At 37.1% G+C, this 15,599-nt stretch carries 22 protein-coding genes; 2 read left to right on the top strand and 20 right to left on the bottom strand.

Annotation, left to right across the window (positions count from 1 at the left end; all coding sequences use genetic code 11):
* Positions 1–284 precede the first annotated feature (284 nt).
* On the top strand, positions 285–941 hold the full coding sequence (locus ACIQ1H_RS19030; protein ID WP_228134200.1) for a hypothetical protein: 657 nt from the start codon (positions 285–287) through the stop codon (positions 939–941).
* Between the two features lie 46 nt (positions 942–987).
* Here ACIQ1H_RS19030 and ACIQ1H_RS19035 read toward each other — a convergent pair whose 3' ends face one another.
* Complete coding sequence (locus ACIQ1H_RS19035) at positions 988–1,662, bottom strand: KinB-signaling pathway activation protein (RefSeq protein WP_173479264.1); 675 nt, start codon at positions 1,660–1,662, stop codon at positions 988–990.
* Between the two features lie 151 nt (positions 1,663–1,813).
* Here ACIQ1H_RS19035 and gerD point away from each other — a divergent pair, with 151 nt between their 5' ends.
* Complete coding sequence (gerD, locus tag ACIQ1H_RS19040; RefSeq protein WP_402891010.1) at positions 1,814–2,422, top strand: spore germination lipoprotein GerD; 609 nt, start codon at positions 1,814–1,816, stop codon at positions 2,420–2,422.
* Positions 2,423–2,473: 51 nt separating this feature from the next.
* Here the strand turns inward: gerD and ACIQ1H_RS19045 are convergent, their stop codons facing one another.
* The 19 genes from ACIQ1H_RS19045 to infA all read right to left on the bottom strand — a co-directional run bounded on the left by ACIQ1H_RS19045 (position 2,474) and on the right by infA (position 15,558).
* Positions 2,474–3,529: a P-loop NTPase gene (locus ACIQ1H_RS19045; RefSeq protein ID WP_173479262.1), complete on the bottom strand. Its 1,056-nt coding sequence runs from the start codon at positions 3,527–3,529 to the stop codon at positions 2,474–2,476.
* A gap of 72 nt (positions 3,530–3,601) precedes the next feature.
* The gene (locus tag ACIQ1H_RS19050) at positions 3,602–4,315 is read right to left on the bottom strand and encodes an N-acetylmuramoyl-L-alanine amidase (protein WP_139860807.1); all 714 of its coding nucleotides are present in this window, start codon (positions 4,313–4,315) and stop codon (positions 3,602–3,604) included.
* A gap of 146 nt (positions 4,316–4,461) precedes the next feature.
* Positions 4,462–4,938, bottom strand: a complete 477-nt coding sequence (locus tag ACIQ1H_RS19055; protein WP_402891014.1) for a YxiG family protein — start codon at positions 4,936–4,938, stop codon at positions 4,462–4,464.
* Between the two features lie 33 nt (positions 4,939–4,971).
* On the bottom strand, positions 4,972–5,415 hold the full coding sequence (locus ACIQ1H_RS19060; RefSeq protein WP_402891017.1) for a YxiG family protein: 444 nt from the start codon (positions 5,413–5,415) through the stop codon (positions 4,972–4,974).
* A gap of 17 nt (positions 5,416–5,432) precedes the next feature.
* Positions 5,433–5,891, bottom strand: a complete 459-nt coding sequence (locus tag ACIQ1H_RS19065) for a YxiG family protein (RefSeq protein ID WP_402891018.1) — start codon at positions 5,889–5,891, stop codon at positions 5,433–5,435.
* A gap of 831 nt (positions 5,892–6,722) precedes the next feature.
* Entirely contained in the window at positions 6,723–7,343 is a 621-nt protein-coding gene (locus ACIQ1H_RS19070; RefSeq protein WP_402891019.1) for a hypothetical protein, read from the bottom strand.
* Between the two features lie 142 nt (positions 7,344–7,485).
* Entirely contained in the window at positions 7,486–7,818 is a 333-nt protein-coding gene (locus ACIQ1H_RS19075; RefSeq protein ID WP_402891022.1) for a hypothetical protein, read from the bottom strand.
* Positions 7,819–8,110: 292 nt separating this feature from the next.
* Positions 8,111–8,503 (bottom strand): 30S ribosomal protein S9, encoded by a 393-nt coding sequence (rpsI, locus tag ACIQ1H_RS19080; protein ID WP_004233744.1) that lies wholly within the window; start codon positions 8,501–8,503, stop codon positions 8,111–8,113.
* 25 nt (positions 8,504–8,528) lie between these two features.
* Complete coding sequence (rplM, locus tag ACIQ1H_RS19085) at positions 8,529–8,966, bottom strand: 50S ribosomal protein L13 (protein WP_173479261.1); 438 nt, start codon at positions 8,964–8,966, stop codon at positions 8,529–8,531.
* Between the two features lie 270 nt (positions 8,967–9,236).
* On the bottom strand, positions 9,237–9,977 hold the full coding sequence (gene truA, locus ACIQ1H_RS19090) for a tRNA pseudouridine(38-40) synthase TruA (protein ID WP_402891024.1): 741 nt from the start codon (positions 9,975–9,977) through the stop codon (positions 9,237–9,239).
* A 12-nt stretch (positions 9,978–9,989) separates the two neighbouring features.
* The gene (locus ACIQ1H_RS19095) at positions 9,990–10,787 is read right to left on the bottom strand and encodes an energy-coupling factor transporter transmembrane component T family protein (RefSeq protein WP_402891026.1); all 798 of its coding nucleotides are present in this window, start codon (positions 10,785–10,787) and stop codon (positions 9,990–9,992) included.
* Entirely contained in the window at positions 10,784–11,656 is an 873-nt protein-coding gene (locus tag ACIQ1H_RS19100) for an energy-coupling factor ABC transporter ATP-binding protein (RefSeq protein ID WP_139859718.1), read from the bottom strand. Before ACIQ1H_RS19100 ends, ACIQ1H_RS19095 begins: the two co-directional genes overlap by 4 nt.
* Positions 11,632–12,477: an energy-coupling factor ABC transporter ATP-binding protein gene (locus ACIQ1H_RS19105; protein ID WP_402891030.1), complete on the bottom strand. Its 846-nt coding sequence runs from the start codon at positions 12,475–12,477 to the stop codon at positions 11,632–11,634. Before ACIQ1H_RS19105 ends, ACIQ1H_RS19100 begins: the two co-directional genes overlap by 25 nt.
* A 385-nt stretch (positions 12,478–12,862) precedes the next feature.
* Positions 12,863–13,243 carry a 50S ribosomal protein L17 gene (gene rplQ / locus ACIQ1H_RS19110; protein WP_010860588.1) on the bottom strand — a complete coding sequence of 127 codons (381 nt, stop codon included), beginning with the start codon at positions 13,241–13,243 and terminating at the stop codon, positions 12,863–12,865.
* A 56-nt stretch (positions 13,244–13,299) separates the two neighbouring features.
* A complete protein-coding gene (locus ACIQ1H_RS19115; protein ID WP_004233733.1) occupies positions 13,300–14,244 on the bottom strand; it encodes a DNA-directed RNA polymerase subunit alpha in 945 nt (314 codons plus the stop codon).
* Between the two features lie 139 nt (positions 14,245–14,383).
* The gene (gene rpsK, locus ACIQ1H_RS19120; protein WP_004233731.1) at positions 14,384–14,773 is read right to left on the bottom strand and encodes a 30S ribosomal protein S11; all 390 of its coding nucleotides are present in this window, start codon (positions 14,771–14,773) and stop codon (positions 14,384–14,386) included.
* A gap of 25 nt (positions 14,774–14,798) precedes the next feature.
* Entirely contained in the window at positions 14,799–15,164 is a 366-nt protein-coding gene (gene rpsM / locus ACIQ1H_RS19125) for a 30S ribosomal protein S13 (protein WP_024364357.1), read from the bottom strand.
* 24 nt (positions 15,165–15,188) lie between these two features.
* The gene (gene rpmJ, locus ACIQ1H_RS19130; protein WP_000868344.1) at positions 15,189–15,302 is read right to left on the bottom strand and encodes a 50S ribosomal protein L36; all 114 of its coding nucleotides are present in this window, start codon (positions 15,300–15,302) and stop codon (positions 15,189–15,191) included.
* Between the two features lie 37 nt (positions 15,303–15,339).
* Positions 15,340–15,558 (bottom strand): translation initiation factor IF-1, encoded by a 219-nt coding sequence (infA, locus tag ACIQ1H_RS19135; protein WP_004233690.1) that lies wholly within the window; start codon positions 15,556–15,558, stop codon positions 15,340–15,342.
* Positions 15,559–15,599: the final 41 nt, after the last annotated feature.

The raw sequence follows: 15,599 nt of genomic DNA on the forward strand, positions 1-15,599 counted from the left end.
CAAACTCTCCATAAAAGAAATTTGATTAGCTCAAATTGTTTTGCTGGCATCAATTTTGATGTCCAAAATTTTGTTTTGTTCACTAACGAAGTTAGCTACTAAAAACTATATTGATTACGTTTTGCTTGTTCAGTTTTCAAGGTTCATTTTGTTTCGTTTGTCGCGTCATCTCTTGGCGACTTATACATAATAACATCGATTAATCATGAAAGTCAACACAAAATCATAAGTTTTTTTAAGGAGTTTATTTTTATGTTTAAAATTATAGAAATGGGGTTTTAAATATGCTTCGTAAAACGTTGGTATCACTGGTTGTCATAGGAATATTGTTTATCTTTATTAAACCAATTAATTCTACGATGATTTCTGTATTTAATATTGCTAACGCACCAACGGTTGTAACAAAAGGGCATTATGGCACTTCACTTATTGTCGAAATTTCTTTTTCTGATGATAAACTTTTAGATTGGCTTAAAAATGTAAAAGGACCTTATCCGCTCCTTCTTTTAGATGCGGCATGGATTGAACGATCACCTGAGCATATAAAAGTAATTCAAGAACGAAAACTACCTACAGGATTATTAGGTCCCGAGGATTCAGTAGAAGAACCAATTGATATTGCATTACTACAAAAAGATGTGAGTACTTATGAAAAATATTTAAAGACCACACCGCTTTGGTTTGCTACACGGAATCATCAGTATTCTCAGGATTTACAAAAAAGCTTATTTCAGAAGCAAATAAATATACTTTCTCCTTCACTCATTTGGCAAGGAGAAAAAACACCCGAATTACAAAAAGGCGATTTTTTATTTCTCCCTTTACATCAAGACACTAAGGTCACTTTTAAAGAGTTAAATACATTATTGCAACAAAATAAATTTATGTCGATTGAAGAAAATATATTCGGTTACTCAGTGCAATCTAAAAAAACTCCATAATAAAAGTAGCCTCAACATATTTGAGGCTACTCATTTTTCTTAATAACTATGCATTTTTCGCCTGATTAAGGCGCGCTTTACGACGTTCTTCTAATTTTTTGCGATCTTCATCGGATTTTGCATTGTATTTTGGTAATACTAATAATTGATATGCATTTACAGCTAGTAATGGAAATAACAATAGTGCAACATATTCGTTAATATTTTCATCGCGTCCCATTAAAGCGATTGTCCACTCTAATGTTGTAATAACAATCATAAAAAATAATGCAGACACTAGAACATGTTTTTTTCCTGTCATTTTAACTTTTTGTACAGCTGTCGCAATAGAAGCGAATATTAACACAATTAACAGCCCTAAATAGAATACCCAGCTTTGTCCATCCTTTACACCTGGTACAAAACGGAAGAACACAATATCAAATACGGTAATAACAATTAATAATAGCTGTACCCAATTCCATAAAGTTAGTGTTCTAAAGATGTTAACACCTACTTGATGAAGTGTTAAATAGGCGAAAAATCCAGCTTGTGCAATAACACTCATTGTAAACCCTAAAAATACCATCCATAAAAGCCCTGCGAAAAATTCACCCCATTGACCATTTTCTACATATGGTTGAAAGAAGCTCCAGCGAATAAATAAACTAAAAATTCCGTTGACTACGCCACCAACGAGCATTGCAAAGAAGAAAAACTTTGCCCAATTTCGTATCGTCACAACTCAAAGTCCCCCAATTTCTTCATATATCTGTAATCATTTTAACAATGCATTGTTAAAAAAGCTATTTCTCTTCGCAAGCTATACATAAAGTCATCATAAATGTGAACAATAATTGAAAGAGTCTATCTATAGAAAGGACTGATGTTGAATGCGAAAATGGACTTTATTACTGATTTTGACGCTTTTTCTTGCTGCCTGCTCACAACAAGATAAAACCTCTAACATGTCTTATGATGAGATAAAAAAAATTATGATCGACTCTCTACAAACTGAGGATGGTAAAAAGGCGTTACGACAGCTTTTAGAGGAGCCGAGTTTTCGTGAATTATTGATATTAGAACATGACGAAGTGAAAAAGGCGACAGAAGAGACTTTGCTTTCAAAGGAAGCTGAGGATTTTTGGAAAAAGACATTTGAGGATCCAAAGTTTAAAGAAACTGTAGCCAAAAGTATGCAAAAGCAACAACAAGATATTATGAAGGAACTAATGAAAGACCCTACATTCCAAAAGGATATGGAGTCATTCTTTGGTCAACCTGATATGCAAAAGCAAATGGAGACGATTTTAAAATCATCCAATCTTCGCAAGCAGATGGAGGAAGTCGTAAAGGAAACGATTGAAAGTCCACTAATGCAGGCGAAATGGCTAGAGCTTATCAAAAAGAGCGGTGAAAGTACTTCCTCGGAAAGCGGCAGCAAAAAAGAGGCTAGTGGTGAAAGTGACGGCAGCGCAAATAAGGATGACAAAAGCAAATAGCTTTTCAAAACAAAAAGGATTCCCTCAGCTATTTGAGGAAATCCTTTTTGTTTATTTATTTAATTTATTAATGACTTTCGAAGCAATATCTAAATATGTTTGTCCTGTTGAATGGTTCTCGGCATATACAGAAGGTGCGAAATCCTCATCAGACCAATCTGGCTGACCTAGTGGAATTTGTCCAAGTAGCTCTGTACGGAGTTCTTCCGTCAATTTTGCACCGCCACCTTGGCCAAATACATATTCGCGTTCCCCTGATTTTGACTCAAACCACGCCATATTTTCAATAACGCCTAAAATCTCATGTTCTGTTTGTAATGCCATTGCCCCTGCACGAGCTGCAACGAATGCTGCTGTTGGGTGAGGCGTTGTCACAACAATTTCTTTTGAAGAAGGCAACATTTGATGTATATCTAAAGCGACATCACCTGTTCCTGGTGGTAAATCTAATAGAAGGTAATCTAATTCGCCCCATTCTACATCACGGAAAAATTGATCTAACACCTTTCCAAGCATTGGCCCACGCCAGACGATTGGTGCGTTATTCTCAACGAAGAATCCCATTGAAATCATTTTTACACCAAAACGATCAACAGGGTAAATACGATTATCTACTACCTTCGGCATATCTGTAACACCCATCATATCAGGCACACTGAAACCATAAATATCGGCATCAATTAAGCCTACTTTTTTGCCAAGTCGCGCTAAAGCTACCGCTAAGTTAACTGATACGGTAGATTTCCCTACGCCACCTTTACCAGATGCAATTGAAATTACTTGCACTGTACTTAATGGAGATAAAATATCTTGAGCTTCAGCTTCTGTTGCTGTTCCACGGAAGCTTTGTAGTTTTTCTGCAGATAACTCTTCAAAACGAATACCAACAGTGTTAGCGCCCGCTTCTTTTAATACATCCACAATTTTCATTTGAAGTTGCATTTGTTCAGGTGTATTTGTTTTAGCAATAGCAATTTTTACACTCACATGGTTTTTTTCTTCTTTGATTGATACGTTCGTAATACCGTCAGTTTCTGCTAAGGTTTTATGTAAAAACGGATCTTGTAGTTGTCCCAGTTTTTCTCGTACTTGTTGTTCAGTTATCACGACGAACACTCCCCTTATTTTCTGTCAATGTTAGTATATCATAATGCTCTGATTTACATAGCAGCTGTTGCTCTATTCAATTTTCCCAAGTAAGTAGTCTTCAATACCTTCAACGATAGCAGTTGCCATTTTCTCTTGATATTTTTTATCGACTAATAGTGCACGTTCCTCATCATTACTGATAAATCCAGTCTCCACTAATGCAGCAGGCACTTCAGCCTTTTTCAACAAGTAGATTTGTTTAATCGATAAAGCTTCCCGATCAGTATTTTGTAAGTTCGTACGGATAGATTGCTGAATGCTCTTCGCAAGCAATTCCCCATCAGCATGTCCGTCTTTATGATAAAACACCTGCGCTCCACGCCATTTTGTTTCAGGAATTGCATTGGCATGAATTGTAACGAAAATATCTGGTTGTTCTTTAGCAACAATATCTTTCCGTAAGAAGATATCTTGCTTTTTCCGTTCTCTTAGTGTGCCAAATTTTTCTGATGACGCGTGTTCATCAATAACATCTCCATCAGTTGTACGTGTCATCACGACCGTTGCGCCTTTCTTCTTTAATTGCTTCTCCACATGCTGAGCAATTGCAAGCGTAATTTCCTTTTCAATTACTTCGCCCTTTGAAGCACCTCCATCCTGACCACCGTGTCCCGCATCAATGACAATCTTAATGCCACCAAGTGGGTCAGGTAAGAAGAAGTTGCGGTCCGAAGCATTCGTTTCATATGCCACGACCACTATACTCATCAGCATAATTACTCCTAGTGCAAGCCAGCGCTTCACCCATATCCACCACCCTTTATATGTAGTGTACGAAGTTAGTGATGGAACTATGCTAGAAAGTAAACAAAAAAACTCCCAAGCTTCTTGAGAGTTTAAAATGTATGAATTATGTTACGTGGTGCGTAGCAAGTACCTTTTCTAGTCAATCAACCTTCATCTTCCCATTTCAGCTCATGTTCTGGCGCGATTAAATCTTTAAAAACCTTACCTTCAAAAACGAAACGATTCGCTTCTATAAAGAAACAATCTTTATTGTTAATGTGAAAGCTAAAATTAGTAATAGATGAAATTTCTTCAATGCCTTTTAATTCAGGATCTAAACTTTCGATTGTAATTTTGTCAAAGCCATTTGGATGATAGCTAATCCCTGTTAGCAATAACTCATCTCCGTAATCGTAGTCGTTTAAACGAAAGCCCTCTAGATCTTCGAGCTGACACATGTAGAAAGACAGTACTTGTTCAAAGAAAAAAACCTTTTTCAACACCTCTTGTTTGTATTTTTTAGCGACAACTAATTTAATGGTTTCTCCAAAATAACCTATATCTACTTTAATCACAACACCGAACGCCGCTTCTTCTGTTAGTAGTGTCTGAATTTCTTCCATTACATTTTCCTGTTCCATACTATCTCCTTCATTTAAAAGAATTCATGTTTTTTAAGGAACTAACAAATTATTAAACACTTTATTATTGATGATTAAGCGATTCGCTTCTATAAAGAAATAGTCTTTATTATTTACTTGGAAATAAAAATTAGTATTTGAAGTAATTTCGATATCTTTTAAGTTGGCATTTATGTTCTCTGCTTTAATTTTACCGAAGCCATATGGGTGGTAGCTGATTTCTGATAATAATGCATCGTCCGTATCATTAAACTCATTCAAGCGAATGCCTTCTATCTCATCAAATTGGCACATATATAGTGACAGTACTTGTTCAAATAAAACAAGTGACCTTTCAATTCTTTTATTATTTATACTAAGAATATCTAATCTTACAGTTTCTTTTAAATAATCGATTTGAACATCAAAAACTCTTCCAAACTCTGCCTCTGTAAATAACAACCTTTGAATCTCCTCAATCATATGCACTCTTGCCATAGCACCACCTCACTTTTTCATGTATCCTTTTTAAACATTAAAAGATTATTAAAGACTTTATGATTGATTACTAAGCGATTGGCCTCAAGAAAGAAATAATCTTTATTGTTTACTTGGAAATAAAAGTTGGTTTTTGACGTAATTTTTTCAATGCCCTTTATTTTGGCATTTATAGTTTCAACATTTATTTTCCCAAAGCCATATGGGTGGTAGCTGATTTCCGATAATAATGCTTCGTCTATATCATTCAGCTCGTTTAAGCGAAAGCCCTCTGCATCCTCAGACTTACACACGTACAAAGAAAGTACTTGTTCAAATAATAGAATGGTCTTTTTAATTTGTTTTCTGCTTGTACTAAGCACATCTAATCTTACGCTTTCCTTTAAATAATCGATTTGAATATCGAAAAGTGCTCCAAACTCAGCTTCTGTAAATAAAAGTGATTCTATTTCCTCAATTATTTTTTCACTGGCCATAGTTTCTCCCTACTTTTTAATTTTTTTATCAAATTGATTAGTGTAAGAATATAGCAAGTGGGAAACCAATGATGTAGCCTGTAAATCTAAACTGTTTTGAAGTAGCAAAAATTTCAGTTATGATATAAAAAATAATAAAGCATGCGAGTAAACTCTTTGCAGCAATGTCTCGCTCCCTTTCCATATTCATTAGAATGTTTAACACATCCTTTGCATATTCCTTATTATTTTCTAGTTAGTAGATGCAGAGATTCATAAATAATGATATTAACACGAGGTCACCATACGTAGACTTTAATACTTAAGAGTTATTCCGATTTTTCACAATCAATTTATAACGTAAAAATGCTGCGATGAGGAATCCAATGATGGGAACAGCATAATTAACCAGCCTTGAAAAAGTAAATATTTCTTTTAAGATAATGAAAACAATAAAGTAGGCGAGAATAAACTTGAAAGCAAGGTCTTGCTTCTTCTTCATATTCATAGAATGTACCGCATCCTTTGCCAATTTGGTTATTAAAATGAAAGTGCAAAATAAAAGTATCCTAAAACAGAGGGGCAACGCGTAGATTTAAATGATGTGTTCTAATTTCAAGTTATTCCGATTTTTTATCTTTAAATTTATACCTTATAAATACTGCAATAAAGAAAAAAATGATGTAGCCTGTATATCTAAACTGCTTTGAAGTAGCAAAAATTTCAGTAGTTAAGAAATAAAAACTAATAAAGCATACGAGTAAACACTTTGCTGCAATGTCTCGCTTCTTTTCCATATTCATAAGAACGTTTCCACATCCTTTACAAATTAGAATTAATACATATAGATTTTTAAATTTCTACATCGTATAAACTATAGTTACCAGCGTATCCACTCTCATTTCTGTAATTGCTTTTATACAATTTGTACAGCACTTCTTTTGAATCGATTATTTTATCTTTAAATACTAACTGGAATGTCCAAATTCCTTCGACTAATAGTGGAGAGATTTTTAATCCTGCATAATAAATTCTTTTACCATTATTTTTATTTTTCTTTAAGCATTCAAAATCCAAAAAATATAATTCCCCTTTTGGATTAATAATTTGAAAAAGAATTAGTGAGTCCTCTAGTATATTTTTCAAATTAGCCTTATAACATATAGCTATATCTAAATTTGAAAATACATTAGTTTTACCAATAATATTAAAAGTAGACTGTTGAAAATCCTTTCCAGTGACCGAATATTCAACCACTATATCTTTTGCTTGTTTAACTGTATTAGCTACTTTTGAAAAATACATATTATTCACTTCATAAACCCTATGACAATTTGGGTCGCAAACACAAAATTTTTCATTCACTATAAAAGCATAATAATTTATGTTGTTTGCAATTCGCTTTTGCTCTCCTATAGGGACTTCCCAATGTAAGCCATTTCCACTAATAAGGTTCAATTTATTTTTTTGCATTTTTTTATCAAAGTATCTAATTTAATTTGACTATTATATTTAATATTCATTAAATCAGTCCTCTTTCATTTTTGGTACAGTTTAGTTCTCTAACTAGAAAAGTAACAAGTTGAAAAAATCTCAACTTGTTACTTTTTTATCATTATTTAGACCCAAGAATTACATCATGAATTATATTGTGAACAGACCTAACCCCAAATTCTAAAAGCATGGCAGTACCCACACCTTTGGCGACGCCTTTTAAACCACCCTTTGCTGCCCCATAAAAAGAACCTCCAATAATTGATGCTGGTTCATTCATATTTCCATACACCGTTTGTTGAGCAGCCTTATTAATTGCTTTCCCATAATCTACAAATACTTGACCGGCTTTTTTGGCAGTACTATTAAATGCTTGCCCTACCTTTGTATTATTTAAAGCTTCACCCATATTTTTACCAACATTATATGCATCAGAACGAACCTGAGTAGTCATTAAACATCACCCTCCATTTTAAAATTTAATATGCAAATTTCCATAGACAAACGAGCTTCAATCTACATAAACTTTCACATTAATTTCTATATATAGAGACTGTTTTACCTTAAGGTATTTTTATATTATCATCCTATATAATTTTTTGTAAATATATTTTGAATATTTTCTATATTAGTTTTTTTATAGCTTTTTATTTCCTAATAAGCGGAAGTAACACTTTAATTTCATACAAAAAAACCCTCCCCCACAAAAGTGGGAAAGGGTTTTGAAAACGCATATAATCGGTTGATTAACGTTTTGAGAACTGAGGTGCACGACGAGCGCCGCGTAGACCTGGTTTTTTACGTTCTTTCATGCGTGAATCACGAGTAAGTAATCCAGCAGATTTAAGTGCAGCACGGAAATCTGGGTCTACTTGAAGTAGAGCACGAGCGATACCATGACGTACAGCTCCAGCTTGACCAGTGTATCCACCACCGTTAACGTTTACGTGGATGTCATAGCTTCCTGTAGTTTCAGTAGCTACTAATGGTTGTTTAATTACTTCACGTAATGCAGCGAATGGTACGTATTCTTCGATTTCACGTTTGTTGATAACAATTTTACCTGTACCTGGTACTAAACGTACGCGAGCTACAGAGCTTTTACGGCGACCAGTGCCGATGTATTGAACTTGTGCCAAAGTAATATCCTCCTCTTAATTTATATTATCCGCGAAGCTCATAAGCTTCTGGTTTTTGTGCAGCATGTGGGTGCTCAGTTCCAGTGTAAACGTTAAGTTTACCGAACATTTTACGACCTAAAGAGTTTTTAGGAAGCATCCCTTTAATAGCTAATTCGATCATACGTGTTGGGTACTTTTCTAACATTTCACCAGCAGTACGAGTTTTTAAACCACCCGCAAATTGAGTATGGTGACGGTAAAGTTTACCCTCTAATTTGTTACCAGTTAAATGGATTTTGTCAGCGTTGATGATGATTACGTGATCACCTGTGTCAACGTTTGGTGTGAATGTTGGTTTATGTTTACCACGTAAGATTGCAGCTACTTCAGAAGCTAAACGTCCAAGAGTTTGGCCTTCTGCATCAACTACTAACCATTTACGGTCTACTTCGTGACCTTTAGCCATGAATGTTGTACGCATGTATATATCCTCCTAATCGATTCGATTACCGTTATTTTTCATTAGTCTACACTATAAGTTTCGGGGCTTATTTTGTGGTGGTAATGAAAATACCATCTGTTATCATATAATGAATGGCTTTTAAAGTCAAGTAATTTCATTAAACACCTGGTGAAGTTGTACAGGGTAACGTTTGGCATTTACATTGCCATTTTGCCCCTCATATTTTGTTCCATTTAAAGCGAATATCCGCCCCTCTATAACATTCAATATTCGCTTAAACAAATCTCCCTAATAGAACACCTTTTCAAGATATAAACCTTGTGGTGGTGCTGTTTTGCCAGCCTTGTCGCGATCCATCGATGCAACAACGGCCTCCACATTTTTTACTTCTCGGCGTCCTATGCCGACTTCCCACAAAGTACCGGCAATGATGCGTACCATATTGTATAAGAAGCCACTACCTTCAATGACCATATGCAGCTCTTCGCCATGCCATTCAAATTCAAGTGCATTTACTGTTCGCACTTTATTTTGCACACTCGTATTCGCTGCACAGAAGCATGAGAAATCATGTGTCCCGATTATAGCCTTGGCAGCATCCTGCATCGCTTTTACGTCTGGCTTCACACCATTCGTCTCTACAGTGTAATGTCTACGGAATGGGCTTTGTACAGACTCACACGACCATATATAGCGATAGCGTTTTCCTGTTACACTATAACGCGCATGAAAATCATCTGCCACTTCCTCAATCGATAATACACGGATATCTCTTGGAAGCTGAACATTCAATGCCTTCATATACTTTTCTACTGGTATTGCAAGCGGCGTATCAAAATGCAGTGTTTGTCCAGTTGCATGCACTCTTGCATCTGTGCGACCACTTGCCGTAACTTTTACATTGTGACCTTTATGCATAGTAGCAAGTACACGCTCAACCTCTGCTTGTACAGTTCGCTCTCCTGGCTGTACTTGATAACCAGAAAACTGCGTTCCATCATAACTAATAATTGCTTTTAATCGTCGCATAAAGCTACTCCTTTAACTTCTATAGAAAAATAATAAAACAGCCATGGCTCCTAGTAAGGCAATAGCAAACGAATCGCCAATATCCCACTTTAGCTTACGATAGCGCGTACGCCCTTCACCGCCACGATAGCCTCGCACTTCCATCGCAGTGGCTAAGTCCTCTGCACGTTTAAAGGCACTTACAAAGAGCGGTACTAGTAATGGCACAACCGCTTTAATACGGTCTTTTATCGGTCCTGAAGATAAATCGGAGCCACGTGCCATTTGTGCCTTCATAATCTTATCCGTCTCATCCATCAACGTTGGAATAAAGCGCAGTGAAATGGACATCATTAGCGCTAGCTCATGGACAGGTACTTTTATTTTTTTCAATGGATTTAGCAACACCTCAATTCCATCTGTAATGGAAATCGGGGAAGTTGTCAGTGTTAAAATGGACGTCATAAACACTAAAACAAGGAAACGAGTCGAAATATAAATCCCTTGACGAACGCCGCCCTCATAGATGGAGATAAACTTCCAATGAAATAATAGGTCGCCTTCCTTCGTCATAAAAATATGTAGCAAGAAAGTAAACGCCATTAAAAAGAGAACAGGCTTCAAGCCATTTATTAAAAAGTACAAGCGTATACGTGACACTAAAACAATGAGTAACGTAAATGCTAATAGCATTGCATAGGTTATTGTATTATTAGCTAAAAATACAATAATGATAAATGCAAAAACGAATACGAGTTTAGATCGTGGGTCAAGCCTATGGACAGGAGAATCTCCTGGCAGGAAGCGCCCGAAAATCATCTTCTCCATCATGACTCTGCACGCTCCTCTCTCAATAATCGAGCCATTTCAATTGCAAGCTCCTCTTCCGTTAAACATACCTTTGCTAGTGGAGTATTGATCATCTTTTCAACCTTTTGCTGGAACCGTACAATACGGGGTGGTTCTAAACGAAATTGCTTTAATGTCTCAACATCCTTAAAAATATCACGCGGTGTCCCACTCAACACATTTTTCCCTTCATGCATTATGACAATATTGTCAGCATAACGGGCTGCATCCTCCATACTGTGCGTAACGAGTATCGTCGTTAAACTACGCTCCTGATGTAATGCATAAAACATATCCATAATTTCTTTTTGTCCCCGAGGGTCAAGCCCAGCCGTTGGTTCATCTAATACAATCACCTCTGGCTCCATTGCCAATACGCCTGCAATAGCGACACGACGCATTTGTCCACCCGATAAATCAAATGGTGATTTTTCGAGCACATTTTCAGGCAAACCAACTAAACGGACAAGCTCTCTAGCACGTGCTTCAGCCTCTTTCTCTGAGACACCAAAGTTCATAGGACCGAACATAATATCCTTTAATACTGTTTCTTCAAACAGTTGATGCTCTGGAAATTGAAAAACAATACCTACACGTTGGCGAACCGCTTTTAAATCCTTTGCCTTTTTACCAGCTTCCACTGTACGCTCACCTATTTGCACCTTGCCAGATGTAGGCTTTAACAGTGCATTAAAATGCTGAAGAATGGTCGACTTCCCAGAGCCCGTATGGCCAATAATCGCTTGGTATGTGTGAGATGGAATCTCAAAGTCCACATCGAATAACGCTCGTTTTTCAAAAGGCGTTCCTTGAGAATATGCATAGCTTACTTGTTGAAGTTTGATGTCCATAAATCATTCACCAACTCTTCTTCTGTCATATGTTGTCCCATTAACGGAACACCTTCCTTTTGCAATAACTTTGATAACTTCATGGCAAATGGTAGATCAAGCCCTAACTCCGTTAACTTGTCCCCTAGCGAAAAAATTTCAGCAGGAGGACCTTCTGCAAATTTCTTGCCATCATTCATGAAAAGTATACGATCTGCCAACATGGCTTCTTCTAAATCGTGTGTAATCGATAAAACCGTTAGCCCAGTTTCCGCGCGTAACGTTTGTACAGTTTGTAAAACTTCTATACGGCCTTGTGGATCTAACATAGATGTTGCTTCATCTAAAATGAGCAACTTTGGCTTTAAAGCTAATGCCCCTGCAATAGCGACACGTTGTTTCTGTCCACCTGATAAATGATGTGGCTCATGATCCAAAAAATCACTCATCTTTACTTGTTCTAGTGATGCATGCACACGCTTTACCATTTCTTCAAACGGTATACCGTTATTTTCAAGAGCAAAGGCAACATCATCTTGTACAGTAGCACCTACAAATTGGTTATCTGGATTTTGAAAAACCATTCCCATTTGCGAACGACATTCCCATAGGTTGTCTTCATTTAATACTTCTCGTAATATACGAACATCTCCCTGTTGCGGGAATAGTAAACCATTCATCAGTTTAGCTATCGTTGATTTACCAGAACCATTATGACCAACTATGGCAATCCATTCACCTTCCTGTACGGTAAAACTTACATTTTCGACTGCATTTCGCATCTCTGGATTATCAGGCGTATATGAAAACGTCACATTATTTAACGATAAAATTTCGGGCATTTCTAGAACTCCTCTCTACATGCTCAGCTATACTAACTAACTTACACTTTTTTATGTATGAATTCTACCACAATCAATATGTCGGTATAAGAAAAGTGCCTAAGCGCTTATTCCTATATATTAAAAAAAGCACCATCAATTGGCGCTGTTAATAATAAAAAAGCGCGCACCTCATTCGATAGAAATGCGCTAGTCGTTACATTTACAAGAAACACGGGTGCTCAAGCCCTAGTTTCTTTTGAATGAGGTGCGGAGAGCTAAACGAGACGCCACACATAAGTGTCCGCTCATCATAACGCTCAGCTTAATTATTTGTCGTATAAATCGTTTTATAAAGAAAGAGGGTGGTGGTTCCACCCTCTTCACCACTTGTTTTCTCTTATGATTAAACTAATTCAATCACAACAACAGGTGCACCGTCACCACGACGAGGACCTACTTTAAGAATACGAGTGTAACCACCTTGACGTTCTGCGTAACGTGGTGCAACATCATCAAATAGCTTTTGTAGTGCAAATGAAGTTGTTTCGTTACCTTCTTCGTCAGTAGTTGTTACTAGTTCACGACGGATGAATGCAGCAGCTTGACGGCGTGCGTGTAAATCTCCGCGTTTACCTAAAGTAATCATTTTTTCAACAGCTTTACGTACTTCTTTAGCGCGAGCCTCAGTAGTTTCGATACGCTCGTTGATGATTAAATCAGTAGCTAAGTCACGTAACATCGCTTTACGTTGAGAACTTGTACGACCAAGTTTTCTGTAACCCATGGATGTTTCCCTCCTTTATAAAAAATATCTGATCTTATAAGTTTTGTTTAAATCGCTTAGTCTTCTTTGCGTAACCCTAAACCAAGCTCTTCTAACTTCGCTTTTACCTCTTCTAATGACTTACGTCCAAGGTTACGAACTTTCATCATATCGTCTTCTGACTTATTCGCAAGTTCTAGTACTGTATTAATACCAGCGCGTTTTAAGCAGTTATAAGAACGAACAGAAAGATCAAGTTCTTCGATAGTCATCTCTAAAACTTTTTCTTTTTGATCTTCTTCTTTTTCGACCATGATTTCAGCAGTTTGTGCCTCATCTGTCATGCCAACGAAGATGTTTAGATGCTCGGTTAAAATTTTTGCTCCGAGCGAAATCGCCTCTTTCGGACCGATGCTACCATCTGTCCACACATCAAGAGAAAGTTTATCGTAGTCAGAAGACTGACCTACACGAGTATTTTCCACTTGGAAATTGACGCGTGATACTGGAGTGTAAATAGAGTCGATCGGGATCACGCCGATAGGAAGATCCTCACGTTTGTTTTGATCAGCAGGAGTGTAACCACGGCCGCGTTGAGCGTACATACGCATACGTAAATGACCGTTTTTAGCGATTGTTGCAATATATAGATCTGGGTTTAAAATTTCTACGTCACTGTCATGTGTAATGTCAGCAGCCGTAACTGTACCATCGCCCTTTACATCAATCTCAATAACTTTTTCTTCGTCAGAGTAGATTTTAAGAGCAAGCTTTTTCACGTTCAAAATAATTGAAGCTACATCTTCTACAACGCCTTCTACAGTAGAGAATTCGTGAAGTACACCATCAATTTGGATTGAAGTGACAGCAGCTCCTGGTAATGAAGACAGAAGGATACGACGTAAAGAATTACCCAAAGTGTTTCCATATCCGCGTTCAAGCGGTTCTACAACAAACTTTCCATATTTGGAATCTTCGCTGATCTCCACCGTTTCAATCTTTGGTTTTTCAATTTCGATCATTTCATTTACCCTCCTTCAAAACATCGAATGTATAGGTTCTTTCCATCATAGATTCGATCGTCATTGACGTATCGTTTAATATCTGCACAAGACAGTCTGTACAAAAAATGATGTTCTCATACAATATGAGACGCACCCATTACACGCGACGACGTTTTGGCGGACGGCAACCATTGTGAGGAACTGGAGTAACGTCTTTAATAGCAGTTACTTCTAAACCAGCAGCTTGAAGTGCACGAATTGCAGCTTCACGACCAGCACCAGGACCTTTAACAGTTACTTCCAACGTTTTCAGACCATGTTCAAGGGATGTTTTAGCAGCAGTTTCTGCAGCCATTTGTGCAGCGAATGGTGTAGATTTACGTGAACCACGGAAACCAAGAGCACCAGCGCTTGACCAAGATACAGCGTTACCTTGCATATCTGTAATCGTTACAATTGTATTGTTAAATGTAGAACGGATGTGTGCAATACCAGATTCGATATTCTTTTTCACACGACGTTTACGAGTTTGTTGTTTACGAGCCATGTTAAGAAGGAACCTCCTTTACGTATTATTTTTTCTTGTTCGCAACTGTTTTACGAGGACCTTTACGCGTACGCGCATTGTTCTTCGTATTTTGACCACGAACAGGTAAACCACGACGGTGACGGATACCACGGAATGAACCGATTTCCATCAGACGTTTAATGTTTAATGAAGTTTCGCGACGTAAGTCACCTTCAAGTTTGTAAGAATCTAATTGTTCACGGATTAGGTTTAACTGATCTTCAGTTAAGTCGCGTACGCGTGTATCTTCTGAAATACCTGCGCCAGCTAATACTTTCTGAGCTGTAGTTTTACCAATACCGTAAATGTAAGTTAATGAAATTACCACGCGTTTGTCGCGAGGAATGTCAACACCAGCAATACGTGCCATGTACGTTGTGCACCTCCTTTAGAATCAACCTTGTTTTTGTTTGTGTTTAGGATTTTCACAGATTACCATTACTTTACCGCGTCGGCGAATTACTTTACATTTTTCGCAGATCGGTTTCACAGATGGTCTCACTTTCATCTAACCTAACCTCCTTAATAGTCCGGAGCGCAAAAGATTATTTAAAACGGTATGTGATACGACCGCGAGTTAAATCATAAGGAGATAACTCGATAGTAACCTTATCTCCAGGTAGAATACGGATAAAGTGCATACGAATCTTACCAGATACGTGTGCTAAAATCACATGTCCATTTTCTAATTCTACCTTAAACATCGCGTTTGGCAAAGTCTCAACAACTGTTCCTTCGACTTCAATTACATCATCTTTCGCCATCTACTCTGTCTCTCCTCTCTATATGCAAATTAAAGTTCTCA

The organism is Lysinibacillus sp. NPDC097279, assembly GCF_044761745.1.
In the GTDB taxonomy this organism is placed as follows: Bacteria; Bacillota; Bacilli; order Bacillales_A; family Planococcaceae; genus Lysinibacillus.